Raw genomic sequence first — 14,837 nt, 5'->3', positions numbered from 1 at the left:
ACGCCCACCACCTCCCAGCGTCCGAAATCGTACCGGCCCGTACAAAAACGGACACTGACCTCCCCTCAGCGTCCAAAATCGTACGGGCTGATACAAAAACGGACGCTCATCCAACTTCAGCGTCCGAAATCATGCGCTCCCATACGATTCCGGACGCCTACCGCTTCCAAGCGTCCGAAATCGTATCGGACCATACAAAAACGGACGCTCGCCGATCCTCAGCGTCCGAAATCGTACGGAGCAACACGCCTTCGGACGCCGAGTGCGTAGGACACACCAACCGCCCACGTTCCGCCCATGTGCTGACGACGTACCGATAGATAACGAACCGACAACGAAGCGGCCTCATCCCGATCTGGGGACTCCGGCATCGACGAGCTTCCGCACAAGTCGACCGGGGCGCAGAATGTCCTCGAACTCGAACCGCACTATGGCGGCGACGCCCTGCGCACGCAGATGGTCCTCCCGACGGCGCTCGGCATGGACGACCGTCTGTATCGCGCACCGATCCCCGTTCTGCGGAATCGCATACTTCGCCATGCCGTCATATTCGCCTACGACGATCCCGGAGCGCAGATCCCAGCTGAAATCGGCGCGATACGGACCGAGCGGATTGTCGGGGTTCTCGAACCGACGCTGCAATTGGGGCTTGAGAAACCCATTGGAGATCATCAGCGCACGAAGCGCGGACTCACCGCCGTTGTCGCTGAGTCCGTCAGCATGGTCGCACAGCATGGCGATGCGCGCCACGTCCACGCCCGGCAGCGCACGGCCGCGAGGGCAGGCCGCAGCCAGCACGTCATCGATACGAATCCCCTGCCGCACGGCGGAATCGAATATTGCCAGAGCCTCCTCGAAGGCGAACGCACTGCCGCAGTCCAGCAGCGTGCGCACGGGATCGGTGACCGACAGCCCCGCAACGACGACCGACGGCACATCCTCCATGCGTATGCGCTTCAGCTTGCCGCAATCCCCCGGCCGCGACGCGCGCGAGCTGGCGATGGCGACGGTGCCGTCGTGCAGCGAGGTGGAATGATCGAATCCATGGACGGTCGCCGCGGTGAGCCCCGCGAACGTCCAGCGTGGATGCAGCAGGGCCAGCCCCTTGGCCACATGCATGGCGCGTCGCATGACCGTCAGATCGTTCCATGATGCGACGCGCATGTACAGATTGGGGTAGGGATTGATCAGCTCGCCCGCAGCCACACGACGGTTCAGCGCCTTGCGGTCGGCATCGGATCGCCCGGTCGCGCAGCGTTCATCGCGCTGCGCCTCGTCGAGCAGGCCTTCGATTCTTGGATGTCTACGCATGGTTCGCACCGTATCCGGCCAGCGCGCCCAGGGCCAGCCGAACGGGGCGATGTGGTCGAATGTGGCGCCGTTACGGCGATTTCGGGAATGTCGCAGGACGAATTGTGGATAACGCCGTTGATAAGCGCGCAGCCTGTGGTCGAAGGAGGGTGGATATCATCCGCATCTAGGCCGCAGGACACGATCGCCCGCCGCTTCCCAGCGTCCGAAATCGTACAGACCGGTACAACAACGGACGCTCGCCCGCCTTCAGCGTCCAAAATCGTGCGGATCCGCATATTTCCGGACGTCCAATGGCGCACAGCGTCCGAAACCGTGCGCACTCATACGATTCCGGACGCCTGCCGATCCTCAGAGGCCGAAATCGTACGGTCCGATACAACAACGGCCACTCATCCGCCATCAGCGTCCAAAATCGTGCAGATCCGCATATTCCCGGACGCCTGCCGATCCTCAGAGGCCGAAATCGTGCAGACCGATACAACAACGGCCGTCCGCCCGCCATCAGCGTCCGAAACTGTGCGCACACATACGATTCCGGACGCTCGCCGATCCTCAGAGGCCGAAATCGTACGGTCCGATACGAGAACGGCCGCTCACCCACTTTCAGCGTCCGAAATCGTACGGGAGCATATGATTTCGGACTCCCGCCCGCAGCCTCAGTCCTCCGCGACCCTCATGGCACCCCTCTTGGCATCCCCCACAGCGCCCCTCACGGCGGCCCTCATGCCAGACGTTCAAGCCACGCGCCCATGCGCCGCAGCCCCTCAGCAGTGGCCTCGGACGTGCCCACGTAGCTCAGGCGCACGTAGCCGGCGCCGCGCGAGCCGAAGCCCGAGGCGGGCGTCACCACCACGTGCGCCTCGTCGAGCAGCCGGTAGGCGAACTCCCAGTCATCGAGCCCCGTGGCCTTCACGTTCACCAGCACGTAGAACGCGCCGTCGGGCACATTGCAGCTGACGAGCGGCATGCGCGCCACCTCGCGCGCCACAAGGTCCCGGTTCGCGCGGTACGCGGCCTTCATGGTCGACAGGATGTCCGCCGCACCTTCCAGCGCCGCGACCGCGCCGGCCTGCAGCGCGCCGGGCACGCACGAGACCACATTCTCCTGCATCACGGTCATCCGGCCCACCGCCTCCTCGGGCCCGAACACGCAGCCGATGCGCCATCCGGTCATCGCGTACGTCTTGGAGAAGCTGTCCACCACGAGCGTGCGCTCCTTCGTGCCCGGCACCTGCGCGATGGAGCGGCACGGCGCGGCGTCGTCGTACACGAACGCGCGGTACACCTCGTCGCTGATCACCCACAGGTCATGCTCGCGCGCCACCTGCGCGATGCGCTCCAGTTCATCCGAGCCGATGATCGCGCCGGTGGGGTTCGACGGCGAGTTGAGCAGCAGCGCCCGCGAGCGCGGAGTGATCGCGGGCTTCAGGTCCTCGGCGCGCATGCGCCAGCCGTGCTCCTCGTGCAGCGGCACGGGCGCGACGCCCACCTGCGCCATCTGCGCCTGGCCGAAGTAGTTCGCGTAGCCGGGGTCCGGGATGAGGATGTCGTCGCCGGCGTCCATCGTGGCGATCATGGCGAGCAGCACGCCCTCCATGCCGCCGGCGGTGACGATGATCTCGCGTTCCGGGTCATAGCTGGTGCCGTCGGCGCGGTTGCGCGCGTCGCACCATGCGCGGCGCAGCGCGACGGCCCCGCGGTTGGGCGTGTAGTGGGTGTCGCCGGCGAGCGCGGCGCGGTAGGCGGCGTCGATCATGGGGCGCGGGGTGTCGAATCCGGGTTCGCCGATCGCGAAGGAGATGGCGTCCGGCACGCGGGCGGCGCGTTCGAACATCTCGCGCACGGACGGGTACAGCGCCTCCTGGGCGCGGCGGGACACGACTGGCATGGACGAACCTCCTTCGCGGCCGTGCGGGGACGCCGGCCGTCGTCCGCCGATGGTAGCCGTCCCGTGTTTCCCGTGGGGCGCGATGTCCGTCTCCGTGGGGCGCGATGTCCGTCTCCGCGCATCCGCACATCCGAGCGGCCTCGAACATCCGTCCTGCGATGCGAGGCGGCCGGGAGACTAGAATGATGCGTCATGGTTGGAAATGGAGTCCGCGGCGAGGCGATGGGCGGCAGCGGCATGCCGATTCCCGTGGCCGCGCTGGACAACGACCGGATGGCGCTGATGGCGATGCGCGGGATCCTGCCGCAGCTGCTGCCGGGCGCGCAATGGCTGTGGGGTGTGGCGGAGGCGGGCGAGGCCGTACGCCTGGCCCTTGCCCCGGACACGCGCCCGCGCCTGATGCTGGTGGACATGTCGTTGGACGACGGCACGGGCGTGGGCGTGTGCCGCCGCATCCGCCGCCGCACGGACCGGGTGCTCCTGCTCGCCGTCACCGCGTTCTCGGTGGACACGTACGCGGACCGGGCGGCGCAGGCCGGCGCGCAGGGCATCGTCTCCAAGGCGGATGTGCCGGCGATGGCCGCGGCGTTGCGCACGGTGGCGGCGGGCGGAACGTTCGCACCGGCCGGCGTGAAGGCCCCATTCGGAAGCGCCGAGACGGTGCACCGGCGTCTGGAGGACGAATCCGAGGGATCGTCGTCCGGGACAGACGGCGGCCGGGCAAAGCTGGGGGCCAAGGAGACCGAAACGCTGCGGCTGCTTGCGCGGGGATTGAGCTACGAGCAGATCGCCGCGCAGTGGGGCATCGCGCCGGCCACCGTGCGCACGCACGCCCACCGCGCCGTGGACAAGCTCGGCGCCAAGTCGCTCGCCCACGCCATCGCCATCTACCTGAGCCGCTGAGCGACGCCCTTTCCTCGTCATTCCGATCGGAGCTTCCCGTCATCCCGGGGTGCAGCGCAATAACCTCCCTCGTCATCCTGAGCGCAGCGCAGCGGAGTCGAAGGATCCCTGACCATCACGGCCGGACCGGGGATCCTTCGACTCCGGGCTACGCCCTCCGCTCAGGATGACGAAAGAAGAAACCGCTCGGAATGACGAAAAAAGAAACCGCTCAAGGCGACGCCGAGGACAGCGGGATCTCCGCGGCGATGGTCCATGTGCCGTCCTGCGCGGCGGCGTTGAGCGTGCCGCCGAGCGATTCGATCGTTTCGCGCCGCAATGCCAGTCCCCTGCCGTGCCGGGTGCCGCGGATGGCGACCGATGCACCGTCGCCGATCGCGTTGACCTCGGCGATGCGGACGCGGTGCGGTTCCACGGTGACGAACAGGCTGTAGGCGTCCTCCTCGCCCTGCTCTTCTCCGTCGCCTAGCTCGCTCCACGCGGCATGACGCACGATGTTCGCGTAGACTTCCTCCACGAATCCGAGGATGGCCTGACGCACCTGTGGAGACGGAACCGTACGGCCGGGGCCGTCGCCCCCGACCGTCACGCGCGAGATGCCGGGCATGCCGACCATGGCCATGACGCGATCCTGATCCTCGAGATACCGTTCGAGCTCGGCGACGAACCCGGCCAGCCCGGCCGGCCCCGAGACGCCGGTTGACCCGTTTTCGGCTTGCATGCCGGTGCCGGAACCGCCGGAGCCGTCCAGATCGGCGAGCGCGCGCTTGCCATCCAGCACGTCGATCACCTCATGCACGCGATCGAGAGCGTGATGCGACCGCTCGTAGATCGCATCCAGCGCGACCGCCAAATCCGCACCCGAGCCAACGGCTCCATCGCTCGCGAACGCGTCCTCTCCGCCGCGCAGCCCAGCCTTGGCCCTCCACGCAAGCATGGCGATGACGGACATGTCGTTGGCCACCGAATCGTGGATCAGGTGCGCCAGCTGCTGCTCGCGCGTGAGCCGGCCGACCATGGCTTCGCTGCGGGCGAGCCGCTCCCCCGCCGCGGCGTTGCGGCGGAACGAGTGGCCGAACAGCGCCGCGAAGCCGCTGATCATCATGGACAGGACCATACCGAACGCCCACAGCGCCGCGGGCGGAACGTCGGCCGGCGTGACCGTGCGGCCATCCGCCGTCAGACCCGCCGTCAGCGCGCGCAACACCTCGATCGCCCCGCTGTGCGCTCCCAGCCCTCCCGGCCACGTGGCGGCCGCGGTTTCCAACAGCGCGTAGCCCGCCACGAACACGGCGACGATCCTCCCATCAAGCGCATATCCAGCGGTCAGGAACGTCGCGAACGCGGCGACGGACGCGAAGGCCACGCCCGTCCCATCCGGTGTGAAGCAGGCGGCCAGCGCCACCGTCAGACCGACGGGCACCGTCAGACGCGGCCGGACGGAAAGGACCGCGATCACGACGACCAAGGCGAGAGCCACAGCCCAGCCGATCGGGGTCCTGGGCGGCGAAACGAGCAGCACGAGCAGCCACGAGGCCACGCCGAACATACGCGCTCTGTCCTGAAAATGCGGTTCCCGCCGCCATGACCGCCACCGTTCGACCCAGACATGCACGCCGCGGGCGCCGTCAGCACCGGCCGCGTGACACATCCTTCGCTCCGAATCCGTTCCGCCCATGACGCTCACCTGTGCGCGCGTGGACCGTCAAAGCGCGTCCCACGCGGATCGGGCGGCAGGATGAACAGCACCACCTCGCTCAGCAGATACGCCACGACCAGCAGTGCGGTGGTGAGCAGTCCCATCACCGTGCCGGCCGCACCGCCGGCGAACATGGCGACGGCCATGGCGGCGATGTAGCCGATCTGGAAGACGGCCGGCAGCAGCACCCACCAACCACTCAGATTCGAGTCGTGCAGCCTGCGGACGGACACGGCGAGCAGGGGTACGATGAGCGTCAGATTGACGATCAGGTCGGTCCACGAACCAATCGGCCCGTCCCCGTCGCCGGCCACGTGGAACAACGCAACGTCTGCCGCAGTAGCCGCCGTGTCACACGCGAACAGGGCAAGAAAGCAGAACAGGGCCGCCCACCAGTACTCGCCGCGCGACGCCCGGCCGCGCCAAACGAACGCCTTGCCCCAGAAGCGCCGGACCGCCCGGCCGAATCCAACGCCGTAATACGGTTCGTCGGGCCCGGGTTCGCCGCCTTGAACGGGATCCGGTTTGACGAGCTTGGAGTTCGCATAGGACGTGTATGGGTTCGGTTTGCCACTATGACTGACGTTGTTGCCGGGGTTGATATTGTTCATGATCGCTCCTTCGCGGATCGCTTTCGATCGGGTTGCCGTCGATTCCCCATGCAACCGTGCTTTGCATCCCGTGTCCAGTATCGCGCCCGGCCTGTCCACGGGCGTGTACCGATGGGAGGAGGGGCATGACACCGCCGATATGGTGGGAGGCATGGGCAACGAATATGGATCGTCCGCCGCGGATGCGGGCGGAACGGCAACGGAACGTGACGACGACGCACGACGCGGGGATGCCGCGTGGCATGCGCTGCCGCGCCGGGTCACGCGGGTGTGGACGGCCGACGCCGTCATCGAGTCCCTGATCGTCTGGGCCGTGTGCGGGGCGGTCGCCGCGATCGGCATGGCGTACGACTGGTGGGGCGCGTGGCCGTGGCCGGCGATCGCATTGGGGTTGGTGGTGGCGTACGGCGTGGCGGGATTGGCCGCGCAACCGCTGCGGAACCGCTACGCGTACGCGTTCAGCCGGTTCTCGATCGGCGAGCGCGACCTGCGCATCCGCAAAGGATGGCTGTTCCGCTCCACCACCGTCGTGCCGTTCAACCGCATCCAGCACGTGGACGCCAGGCAAAACCCGGTGCTCAGGCATTACGGGCTGACGGCCGTCACCGTGCACACGGCGGTGGGCGCGCACACGATCGAGGCGTTGGACACCGCCGAGGCGGAGCGCGTGACGGACCTCATCACCCGTCGCGTGGCGCGTTCGAGGGAGGACCTGTGATGATGGCGGACGGGCGCGCGGAGCAGGACCTGCGGCACGAGCTGCAGTGGCGCCGGCTGCATCCCGCGGGGCTCATCGTCGCGCTGGCGCGGTCCGCCAAGGCGTGCGCGGGCATGATCGTCACGATCGCGATCATCGCGGCGCGCGGGCCATCACGTCCCGGTCCGGGTGCCGGCGCGTTCGCCGGAATGCTTCAGGGAGCCGCGATCCTGATCGCCGCCGCGGTGGGCATCGGCTGCGCGATCGCGCTGGGACCGCCGGTCATGCGGTGGATGACCACGCGGTATGCGCTGGGCGCGCGGGAGCTCGCATGGACGAGCGGCCTGTTCTTCCGCAAACGCCGCGCGTTGGCCTACGACCGCATCCACGCGATCAGCAGCGCGTCGCCGTGGTACCTGCAGCCGTTCCATGTGGTGACGGTCACGGTGTCCGCGGGCGGCGGCGAGGCGGACATCACGCTGGACGCCGTGGACGAGCGTGTGCAGCTCGAATTGGAGCGACTCAGGGCGACGGCGTTCCGCAAGGACACGGAGGTTTGCACAAGCACGGCATCGAACACGTTCGAGAATCGTGCTGCCAATGACCGCGACGACGGTATCGAACACGTTCGACCCACAGAGCGGCCGGAATCGAAGGTATCCTCCGAGCCCAATGCCGAGCCCAATGCCGAGCCCAATGCCAAACTCAATGCCAAGCCGGGCGCCGTGCCGGACTGCGAGCCGGTCTTCCGCGCCACGGCCCGGGACATCCTGCTCTATGCGCTGAGCGACGTGACGCTCCTCGCCTCCGCGCTGGTGGTGTGGGGCTTCTGGCAGAGAATCAGCGACGTGCTGCCCGAACGCGTGGCGCATGCGACCGCCGATTCCGTCATGGGCGTCATGACCCGCGGCGCGATGGCGGTCGCGATGGCCGTGCTGTTCGTCGTGATCGTGTTGCTCATGGTGTCGGTCGCGAGCGCGTTCCTGCGCTTCCAGGGCTTTGCGATCTGGCGTCGCGGCGACGATCTGGTCATCGTCCGCGGACTGGTCACGCGTCGGGTGACCACGCTGCCGGTCAGCCGCATCCAGAGCGTGGAGATCCGCCGCAACGTGCTGCGACGGCTGCTGGGCCTGTGCTCGGTGCGCGTGGGGCTGAGCGCATCCGGCATGGTCGGCGGGAACGGGGATGACGATGACCGCGACGACGACCAGTCCGCTTCGACGCTGCTGCCGGTGGTGGGCGCGACGCAGGTGTATGACGTCATGGCGCGGATCCTGCCGGAGTGGGGACTGGCTCCGGTCCGCACGCACAGGACCGGGCGCGGGCTGGGCCGCTACTATCTGACGGTGCCGGCCGTGGCGTTCGTCGCGTCGGCGGGCGGTCGCCGCGTACGCGTGGCTTCATCCCGGCCTGCACATGCCGCCTCTGCCGCTGGTCTTCGCGGCCACCCTGCTGCCGGTTGCCATGCTGTGGTGGTTGGCCACGCGCGCGCTGAAATGGCGCGTCGACGGATTCGCGATCCCCCGGCCAGCCCCCGGTGCGCTTCCCCATCGCATCGTGGTGACCTGCGCCGAGCAGCTCACTCTGATCACGCTCTGCACCCGCCGGCAGCGCGTGCAGAGCCTCACGCGCACTACTGCGCTCTGGCGCGAGCGGCAGGGCGTGGAGCGCGTCGGCATGCCACTGTTCGTGCTCAACGGCACCAGCGCCATCGACTTCCACGCCATCCGCCGTGCCGACGCCAGCCGACTGGAGGATTGGCTGGAGGGAACGGCGGAGGCATCGAGATAATTCACGTCGCGTTTACGATCGTCTCGCACGGCATGCGAACGGCGCGGGGATAATCGAATCATGATCGAGGCAGCCGAAAGCACTTCCACCGGCACATGGCACGAGACGCCGGTGCTCATCGCGTCGCTCGTCATGATCGTCGTCGCGCTCATCGTCCTCGGCGTCTGCCTGCGGCTCATGCGCAAGGCGAGTGACTCCCGCCGGCGATGCACGGCCGAAACGACCGGCACCGTGAGCGAACTGCGCGAACGCCACGACGACGACGGCACGCTGTGGTCGCCCGTGTTCTCCTACACGGTCGGCGGCAGCGAATACGAGCTGAAGTCGGGCATCTGGTCGCGCCCGAGCAAATTCCACGTGGGTGACGAGGCGACCGTCCTGTACGATCCGTTCGAGCCGTCCCACGCATACATGCGGAAGGACCATAGCCGCATGATCGTGCTCGTCGCGTTCGCCGCGGCCAGCGTCGTGGACTTCATCGCCGGCGTGGTCATGCTTGCGCTATGGATGCCGCGGTGACGGCGCCGTTCCGAGGCGGAGCCGCGGCTCCGCCCGACTTCAGACTGGTCACGCGGACGGCAAGCGCGGAGGGCGCCAGCTTGGCGAATGCCCGGTACAGCTTGTAGAACGCCAGCGGCGTGTACGAGGCGCATCCGCGTTCCGCACGGGTCAGCGTCCGCACGGTCTCCCTCCTCAGATCGAGATACGGCAGCCGGGCAAGCTTGCCGGACACGGCGCCGCGCACGTTCATCTCGGTGTCCATGTTGCCGGGGTTGAACAGCAGCACGTTCACGCCCCGCTCGCGCTCCTCCTCGTGCAGCGCGCGGGCGAGAAACCGCACGTACGCCTTGCTTGCGGCATACACGGCCTGCCACGGGATCGGCGCGAAGGACGACACCGATCCGGTGACCACTATGAAACTCCCCCGGCCCATGTACGGCAGGCAGGCGCGACTGACCATCGTCATGGCCGTCACGTTGAGATCGATCATGGCGCGAATGTCCGCGGGGCTCATGTCGCGCAGCACACCCTCGCGCTCGTATCCGGCGTTGTTGATCAGCACACGGACGTTCGGCCGTTCATCCTCCAGCAGCCCCGTCAGCGTCCCATATGCGTCAGGACCGGTCAGATCCAGCGGAATGGCGCGGATGCGCGTATGCGAGTTGCCGTACTTCCCGGCGAGCGCACGCAGCCGCCGCTCGCGCCGGGCGACGATCCATATCTCATCGAGATTGCGGTAACGCGCGACGATCGCCTCGAGGAACGCCGCGCCGAGGCCCGACGACGCGCCGGTGACGATGGCGATGGTTCTGGTTTGAATCCCGTTCATTCGACGGCTCCTTCGATTCGTGTGGCTTCCGATGTGGTTGCTGATTCACTGCCGGCCCCTGCGGCGGCGCGGGGCGAGCGCGGCGGGACCGTGCTGTCTGACGGCGAACAGGAGCGCGCGAAGGCCGCCGATGCGTGGATCGGGGCGCTTGCCGCGTCCGATGCGGTTCATCTGCACTTCGAACCAGCTGATCACCAGAATGCCGCCGAACGCCTTGTCGAGCGCCGTGATGCCGGTCGTCACGCGCGGCAGGTCGACGGAGCCCCGCCAGCCGTCGCGGATGATGCGGTTCGGCAGGTCGGGCACGAGCGCGAGGGGACGCGCGATGCCGATCATCTGCGTGATGCCTTCGCCGAGCGCCCGCTCCATGTCCCCGGCGTTGCGGAAGCCGCCGGTCAAAGCGACCGGCACGGTCAGTTCGCCCTTGACGCGGCGCGCGAAGTCGGTGAAGTAGACGCCACGGCGGCGGTCCTCGGCCGCACCGGCATTGGTCTGGATGACCGGCTTGGCATAGGTACCGCCGGAGATGTCGATGAGGTCCACGCCGCGGGTCTCCAGCTGCTTCATGACCCAGATGGATTCCTCCTCGCTGAACCCGCCGGGCACACTGCCCTTCTCGTTGACCTTGACGGCGATCGGCACGTCGGACGAGTTGAGTTTCACCGCGACCGGAAAGTCGGGGCCGACCGCCTCGCGCACCGCGTCGAACACGTCGAACAGGAATCGGGCGCGGTTCTCCAGGCTGCCGCCGTATTCGTCGGTGCGGCGGTTGTCGAGCGGCGAGAGGAACTGGTTGATGAGGTAGCCGTGCGCCGCGTGGATCTCCACGCCGGTGAAGCCGGCCTTCTTGGCGATGCGCGCCGTGGTGGCGAATCGGCGCACGATGTCCCGGATCTGCTCGCGCGTCAGTTCGGTCGGTTCGGCGAAGAACCTGCCGTAGCCGCCGTCAACCGTGCCGGCGCTGGGCGCGAGCGGATGCGGATTGATGGTGATGGGCGACTGCCGGCCGGGATGGTTGATCTGCATCCAGCAGTGCGTGCCGTTCTCGGTGCCGGCGGCGGCCCAGCGCCGCAGCATGGCGAGGTCGCGCTCGTCCTCGACGGCCACGTTGCCGGGTTCGCCGAGCTGCGTGCGGTCGACCATCACGTTGCCGGTGACGAGCACGCCCGCCCCTCCCCTCGCCCATGTGCGGTAGAGGCGCACGTGCGCGTCGGTGGGCGCGCAGTCGCGTCCGGCGAGCGCCTCGTTCATCGCGGATTTGTAGAACCGGTTCTTCACCGTCGCACCGCAGGGCAGGGGCAGGGGTTCGGCGAGCAGCGTCGCCGTTCCGTTCGTCTCATGTGCCATGGTTTCCAACTTTCCAATCGTCCAGATTTTTACAGTTGTCTAATATACGCATGATTTTGGACAACTGCAAAATTCTGGACATTGGGATATGCTGAAGCCGAACGATGTCGCGCATCGCAGCGGGCACGCAGCCAGTGGATCCAACGGATCGCCCGCGGCAACCATGCGCACAGCACAGCAGCGTCACCAAGAACGCCACGAGCGAGGAACGGAAACGGACGGAAACGGCATGAAGAAGGATCTCAACGGCAAGCTCACGCGCGGCACGCAGCGCACGCTCGACGCGTTTCTCGGCGCAATGACCTCGCTGCTCGCCGAAAAGCCGCTCATCGGCATCAGCGTCAACGAGCTGTGCGAGCGCGCCGGATACCCGCGCGCCACGTTCTACAACTACTTCGAGGACCGCGACGATCTGGTCGTCTACTGCTGGACCGCTCTGGCGGGCCCGGTAAGCGCAGCGGAGCTCGCATCGGTCGAGTCGAAGCTGCGCGTGGACGCGGCGCTCGACGCCATGGCCGACGCAATGGAAGCGCACACGGACCTGCTGCGCGCGATGCTGGAGCACAATCCGCCCGAAGGGCCGCTGTTCTCCAGCCTGCACACGGTCATCCGGGACGAGGCGCGCGAGCTGATGCGCACCTGCGTGGAGCAGGACCGCTGCGACCTGCCCGCGGAGCTCGTCGCCGACCAGTACGCGAACACGCTGATGCTCGTGCTCGACTGGGCGTATCTGCGCGGCCACACGCTCACCCGCGAGCAGCTCCACACCTACGCGCACACGCTGCTAGGCGGGGTGGAGTAGCTGATTTCGATTCCTCTATATGCCGGTTCGTCGATGATCAGATGCGTTCCAGCTCGGCCATCGCGGCATAATGCAGCACCTCGAACCGTTCCGGGGCGATGCGTTCGAGCAGCGCCCTATGCTCCCGTTCCCACGCAGCGATCTCATGCGCTGAGAGAGATGCGCCGACGCCCCGGCACGCCTTCACCCGCCCGTTCCAACTTTCGCGTGTGAACGACACGGCGAGTCTGTATTCCTCATGATGAACGAGCTTGAAACCGTCCTCGTAGCAGGCGGGAATGTCGATCGGACGCATCCGCTCCCCCGCACCGCTCCAGTTCGGATTGTAGTGCAGAATCAGTCGCTCGCTCGTCCCCGCGATCGGGTCCTCGAACGGCAGCCATGCCATGTACAGCACGAGGAGACGCCCATTCGGCTTGAGGATGCGATGCAGCGTGCCGTGGATCGCCTCATGGTTGAAATACCAGAAGCATTGGCATGCCGTGATCACGTCAAACGTATCGTCGGGGAAGTCAATCCGTTCCGCCGGCATCGCCTGATATGCGATGCCCATGCCGTCGGAAAGCCGACGTGCCTGGGCGATCTGCCGTTCGGAAATGTCGACGCCAACCCATGTCGCGCCATACCGTGCCATGGCCCGCGGAATCACGCCCGTACCGGTGCCCAGATCAAGAACATGCTGTCCGTCACAGCACAGGCCACGGTCAAGGATCCTCCGGTAGAAGCGCACCGGATAGATGTCGCGGTACCTCGCATATTCGTCTGATATGCGCCCCCAATCAAAGGGAACGCCATGATCGATGCGCTCATCGACTATCATCCGGCCGCCTCCTTGGCGAACATGTTCTCCGGGCTCTGAATGCCGCCCGCCATCATCGGATATACCGACTTCAAGCGCTCGAAGTCAAGGCCCGGAATGAAGCGGCCGTTGCGCGCTCCGGCGTCAACGCAGCGGTCAGATGCCGGCGAGGTCGAAGAAGCGCTCGATGACGGCGTCATTGAGCAGCCGCCCCTTGCGAGTGGGGACGATGCGGCGGCGATTGTCGGAATCGGCTTCGACGGCGATGAGCCCATCATCGACCATCGGCTGCAATTGCGCGACGTCGATGGGCTGCAGCGGCAGCGAGGCGTCCGATTCGCGCGCGGATGCGATGGCCTGGTTGATGCGACCGAGGTCAAGGCCTTCCCGCAACCGCAGACCCAGCATGATGAGCTCTTCGAGGTTCTCCCCCGGCGTGATCTCCTCGCTGCCGCCCCACGGCACGCGGCCTTCGCCGATCGCCATGCCCCACAGACGCGGATGCGCGATGTCCCACGCGCGCAGCGCCTTTCGAGGGGCGCCGCTCGCGTCAAGGCCGGCGTTGACATGCGAATGCGCCCCCGGGCCGAGTCCCGCCCAGTCAGCATTGCGCCAGTAGCCGAGGTTGTGCCGGCTCTCATAGCCCGGCTTCGCCCAGTTGGAGACCTCGTACCATTCGAGGCCCGCTGCCGTGAGCAGATCGTCGGCGATCTCGTACTTGGCGGCTTCGTCGTCATCATCCGGCTTGGGCAGCGTGCCGGCGGCGATCTGCCTGCCCATCTTGGTGGTGGGTTCGACGGTCAGGGCGTAGGCGGAGATATGGCTGACGCCCAGATCGATGGCCGTGCGCACGGAGGCTCGCCAGTCGTCGAGGCTCTCCCCCGGCGCTCCGTAGATGAGATCCACGCTGGACCGCAGCCCACAGGCGTCCGCCGCGCGCACGCCAGCCTCCACGTTCGCCGGCGTGTGAGTGCGGTCGAGCGTGCGCAGCACGTGCGGCACGGCCGACTGCATGCCGAAGGAGATGCGCGTGAAGCCGCCGTCCGCAAGCTCGCGGATGTAGTCGGCGTCCACGGTGTCCGGATTCGCCTCGGTAGTGATCTCCGCGCCGGGCGCGATGCCCCACGTCTCGCGGGTCGCATGCAGCATGGCGACGAGGTCGCGCGCCGGCAGGATCGTCGGCGTGCCGCCGCCAAAGAACACCGTGGACGCGGGCGGCTCCTCGATGCCGTGGGCGAGCTGCCAGTCGCGCACGAGCCGCATCTCGCGGATCACCATGGCCGCATAGTTGCCGCGCGACGCGCCTCCGCCGAGGTCCGTGGCCGTGTACGTGTTGAAATCGCAGTAGCCGCAGCGCCTCATGCAGAAAGGAACATGGACGTAGACCTCGAACGGATCGCTGGACTTCATGCGAATGCCTCCCCGGCGCTGCCTTCGCGGCCGCAAGGCCGCTCACCTCGGCTACGGACAGTCCACCGGACTGTCCGCTTCACGCCTCGGCGCCTCATGCAGAACGGGACGTGGACGTAGACCTCGTATGGCATGGCGTTCTTCCTCCCCTCAGTCGGCTGCGCCGACAGCTCCCCTCAGCGAGGGGAGCCATCAGACGCAGAAGCCGAAGGATCCTTCGACTCCGCCCTAACGGGCTGCGCTCAG

General features: G+C 67.2%; 13 protein-coding genes. 5 read left to right on the top strand and 8 right to left on the bottom strand.

Annotated features, from left to right (window positions below; translation table 11 throughout):
- Positions 1 to 345: 345 nt before the first annotated feature.
- On the bottom strand, positions 346 to 1,311 hold the full coding sequence (locus G1C96_RS01165; protein WP_169274814.1) for a hypothetical protein: 966 nt from the start codon (positions 1,309 to 1,311) through the stop codon (positions 346 to 348).
- Positions 1,312 to 2,035: 724 nt separating this feature from the next.
- Positions 2,036 to 3,202, bottom strand: a complete 1,167-nt coding sequence (locus tag G1C96_RS01160; protein ID WP_169274813.1) for a pyridoxal phosphate-dependent aminotransferase — start codon at positions 3,200 to 3,202, stop codon at positions 2,036 to 2,038.
- 192 nt (positions 3,203 to 3,394) lie between these two features.
- Here G1C96_RS01160 and G1C96_RS01155 point away from each other — a divergent pair, with 192 nt between their 5' ends.
- Complete coding sequence (locus tag G1C96_RS01155) at positions 3,395 to 4,105, top strand: helix-turn-helix transcriptional regulator (protein ID WP_169274812.1); 711 nt, start codon at positions 3,395 to 3,397, stop codon at positions 4,103 to 4,105.
- A gap of 211 nt (positions 4,106 to 4,316) precedes the next feature.
- Here the strand turns inward: G1C96_RS01155 and G1C96_RS01150 are convergent, their stop codons facing one another.
- Positions 4,317 to 5,783, bottom strand: a complete 1,467-nt coding sequence (locus G1C96_RS01150) for a sensor histidine kinase (RefSeq protein ID WP_169274811.1) — start codon at positions 5,781 to 5,783, stop codon at positions 4,317 to 4,319.
- A 5-nt stretch (positions 5,784 to 5,788) separates the two neighbouring features.
- Positions 5,789 to 6,415: a DUF805 domain-containing protein gene (locus G1C96_RS01145; protein ID WP_169274810.1), complete on the bottom strand. Its 627-nt coding sequence runs from the start codon at positions 6,413 to 6,415 to the stop codon at positions 5,789 to 5,791.
- Between the two features lie 151 nt (positions 6,416 to 6,566).
- On the opposite strand from G1C96_RS01145, the gene G1C96_RS01140 reads away from it, so the two are divergent.
- From G1C96_RS01140 to G1C96_RS01130, 3 genes are read left to right on the top strand one after another with little or no spacing between them, the layout of a single operon-like run.
- The gene (locus G1C96_RS01140) at positions 6,567 to 7,133 is read left to right on the top strand and encodes a PH domain-containing protein (protein ID WP_169274809.1); all 567 of its coding nucleotides are present in this window, start codon (positions 6,567 to 6,569) and stop codon (positions 7,131 to 7,133) included.
- On the top strand, positions 7,133 to 8,956 hold the full coding sequence (locus G1C96_RS01135; protein WP_240945066.1) for a PH domain-containing protein: 1,824 nt from the start codon (positions 7,133 to 7,135) through the stop codon (positions 8,954 to 8,956). The genes G1C96_RS01140 and G1C96_RS01135 overlap by 1 nt, the downstream gene beginning before the upstream one ends.
- A 7-nt stretch (positions 8,957 to 8,963) precedes the next feature.
- The gene (locus tag G1C96_RS01130; protein WP_169274807.1) at positions 8,964 to 9,422 is read left to right on the top strand and encodes a DUF3592 domain-containing protein; all 459 of its coding nucleotides are present in this window, start codon (positions 8,964 to 8,966) and stop codon (positions 9,420 to 9,422) included.
- On the opposite strand, the gene G1C96_RS01125 is transcribed toward G1C96_RS01130, so the two are convergent.
- Together G1C96_RS01125 and G1C96_RS01120 are read right to left on the bottom strand one after the other, a co-directional pair.
- The gene (locus tag G1C96_RS01125; protein ID WP_169274806.1) at positions 9,394 to 10,233 is read right to left on the bottom strand and encodes an SDR family NAD(P)-dependent oxidoreductase; all 840 of its coding nucleotides are present in this window, start codon (positions 10,231 to 10,233) and stop codon (positions 9,394 to 9,396) included. The genes G1C96_RS01130 and G1C96_RS01125 overlap by 29 nt on opposite strands.
- A gap of 45 nt (positions 10,234 to 10,278) precedes the next feature.
- Positions 10,279 to 11,580: an NADH:flavin oxidoreductase/NADH oxidase family protein gene (locus G1C96_RS01120; protein ID WP_169274805.1), complete on the bottom strand. Its 1,302-nt coding sequence runs from the start codon at positions 11,578 to 11,580 to the stop codon at positions 10,279 to 10,281.
- A gap of 229 nt (positions 11,581 to 11,809) precedes the next feature.
- On the opposite strand from G1C96_RS01120, the gene G1C96_RS01115 reads away from it, so the two are divergent.
- Positions 11,810 to 12,382: a TetR/AcrR family transcriptional regulator gene (locus tag G1C96_RS01115; RefSeq protein WP_169274804.1), complete on the top strand. Its 573-nt coding sequence runs from the start codon at positions 11,810 to 11,812 to the stop codon at positions 12,380 to 12,382.
- Between the two features lie 37 nt (positions 12,383 to 12,419).
- Here the strand turns inward: G1C96_RS01115 and G1C96_RS01110 are convergent, their stop codons facing one another.
- On the bottom strand, positions 12,420 to 13,202 hold the full coding sequence (locus tag G1C96_RS01110; RefSeq protein WP_169274803.1) for a class I SAM-dependent methyltransferase: 783 nt from the start codon (positions 13,200 to 13,202) through the stop codon (positions 12,420 to 12,422).
- A 135-nt stretch (positions 13,203 to 13,337) separates the two neighbouring features.
- Positions 13,338 to 14,591: a radical SAM family heme chaperone HemW gene (hemW, locus tag G1C96_RS01105; protein ID WP_169274802.1), complete on the bottom strand. Its 1,254-nt coding sequence runs from the start codon at positions 14,589 to 14,591 to the stop codon at positions 13,338 to 13,340.
- Positions 14,592 to 14,837: the final 246 nt, after the last annotated feature.

This window comes from Bifidobacterium moraviense (genome assembly GCF_012932365.1).
GTDB lineage: Bacteria > Actinomycetota > Actinomycetes > Actinomycetales > Bifidobacteriaceae > Bifidobacterium > Bifidobacterium moraviense.
This window is presented reverse-complemented; position numbering and strand designations above follow the sequence as displayed.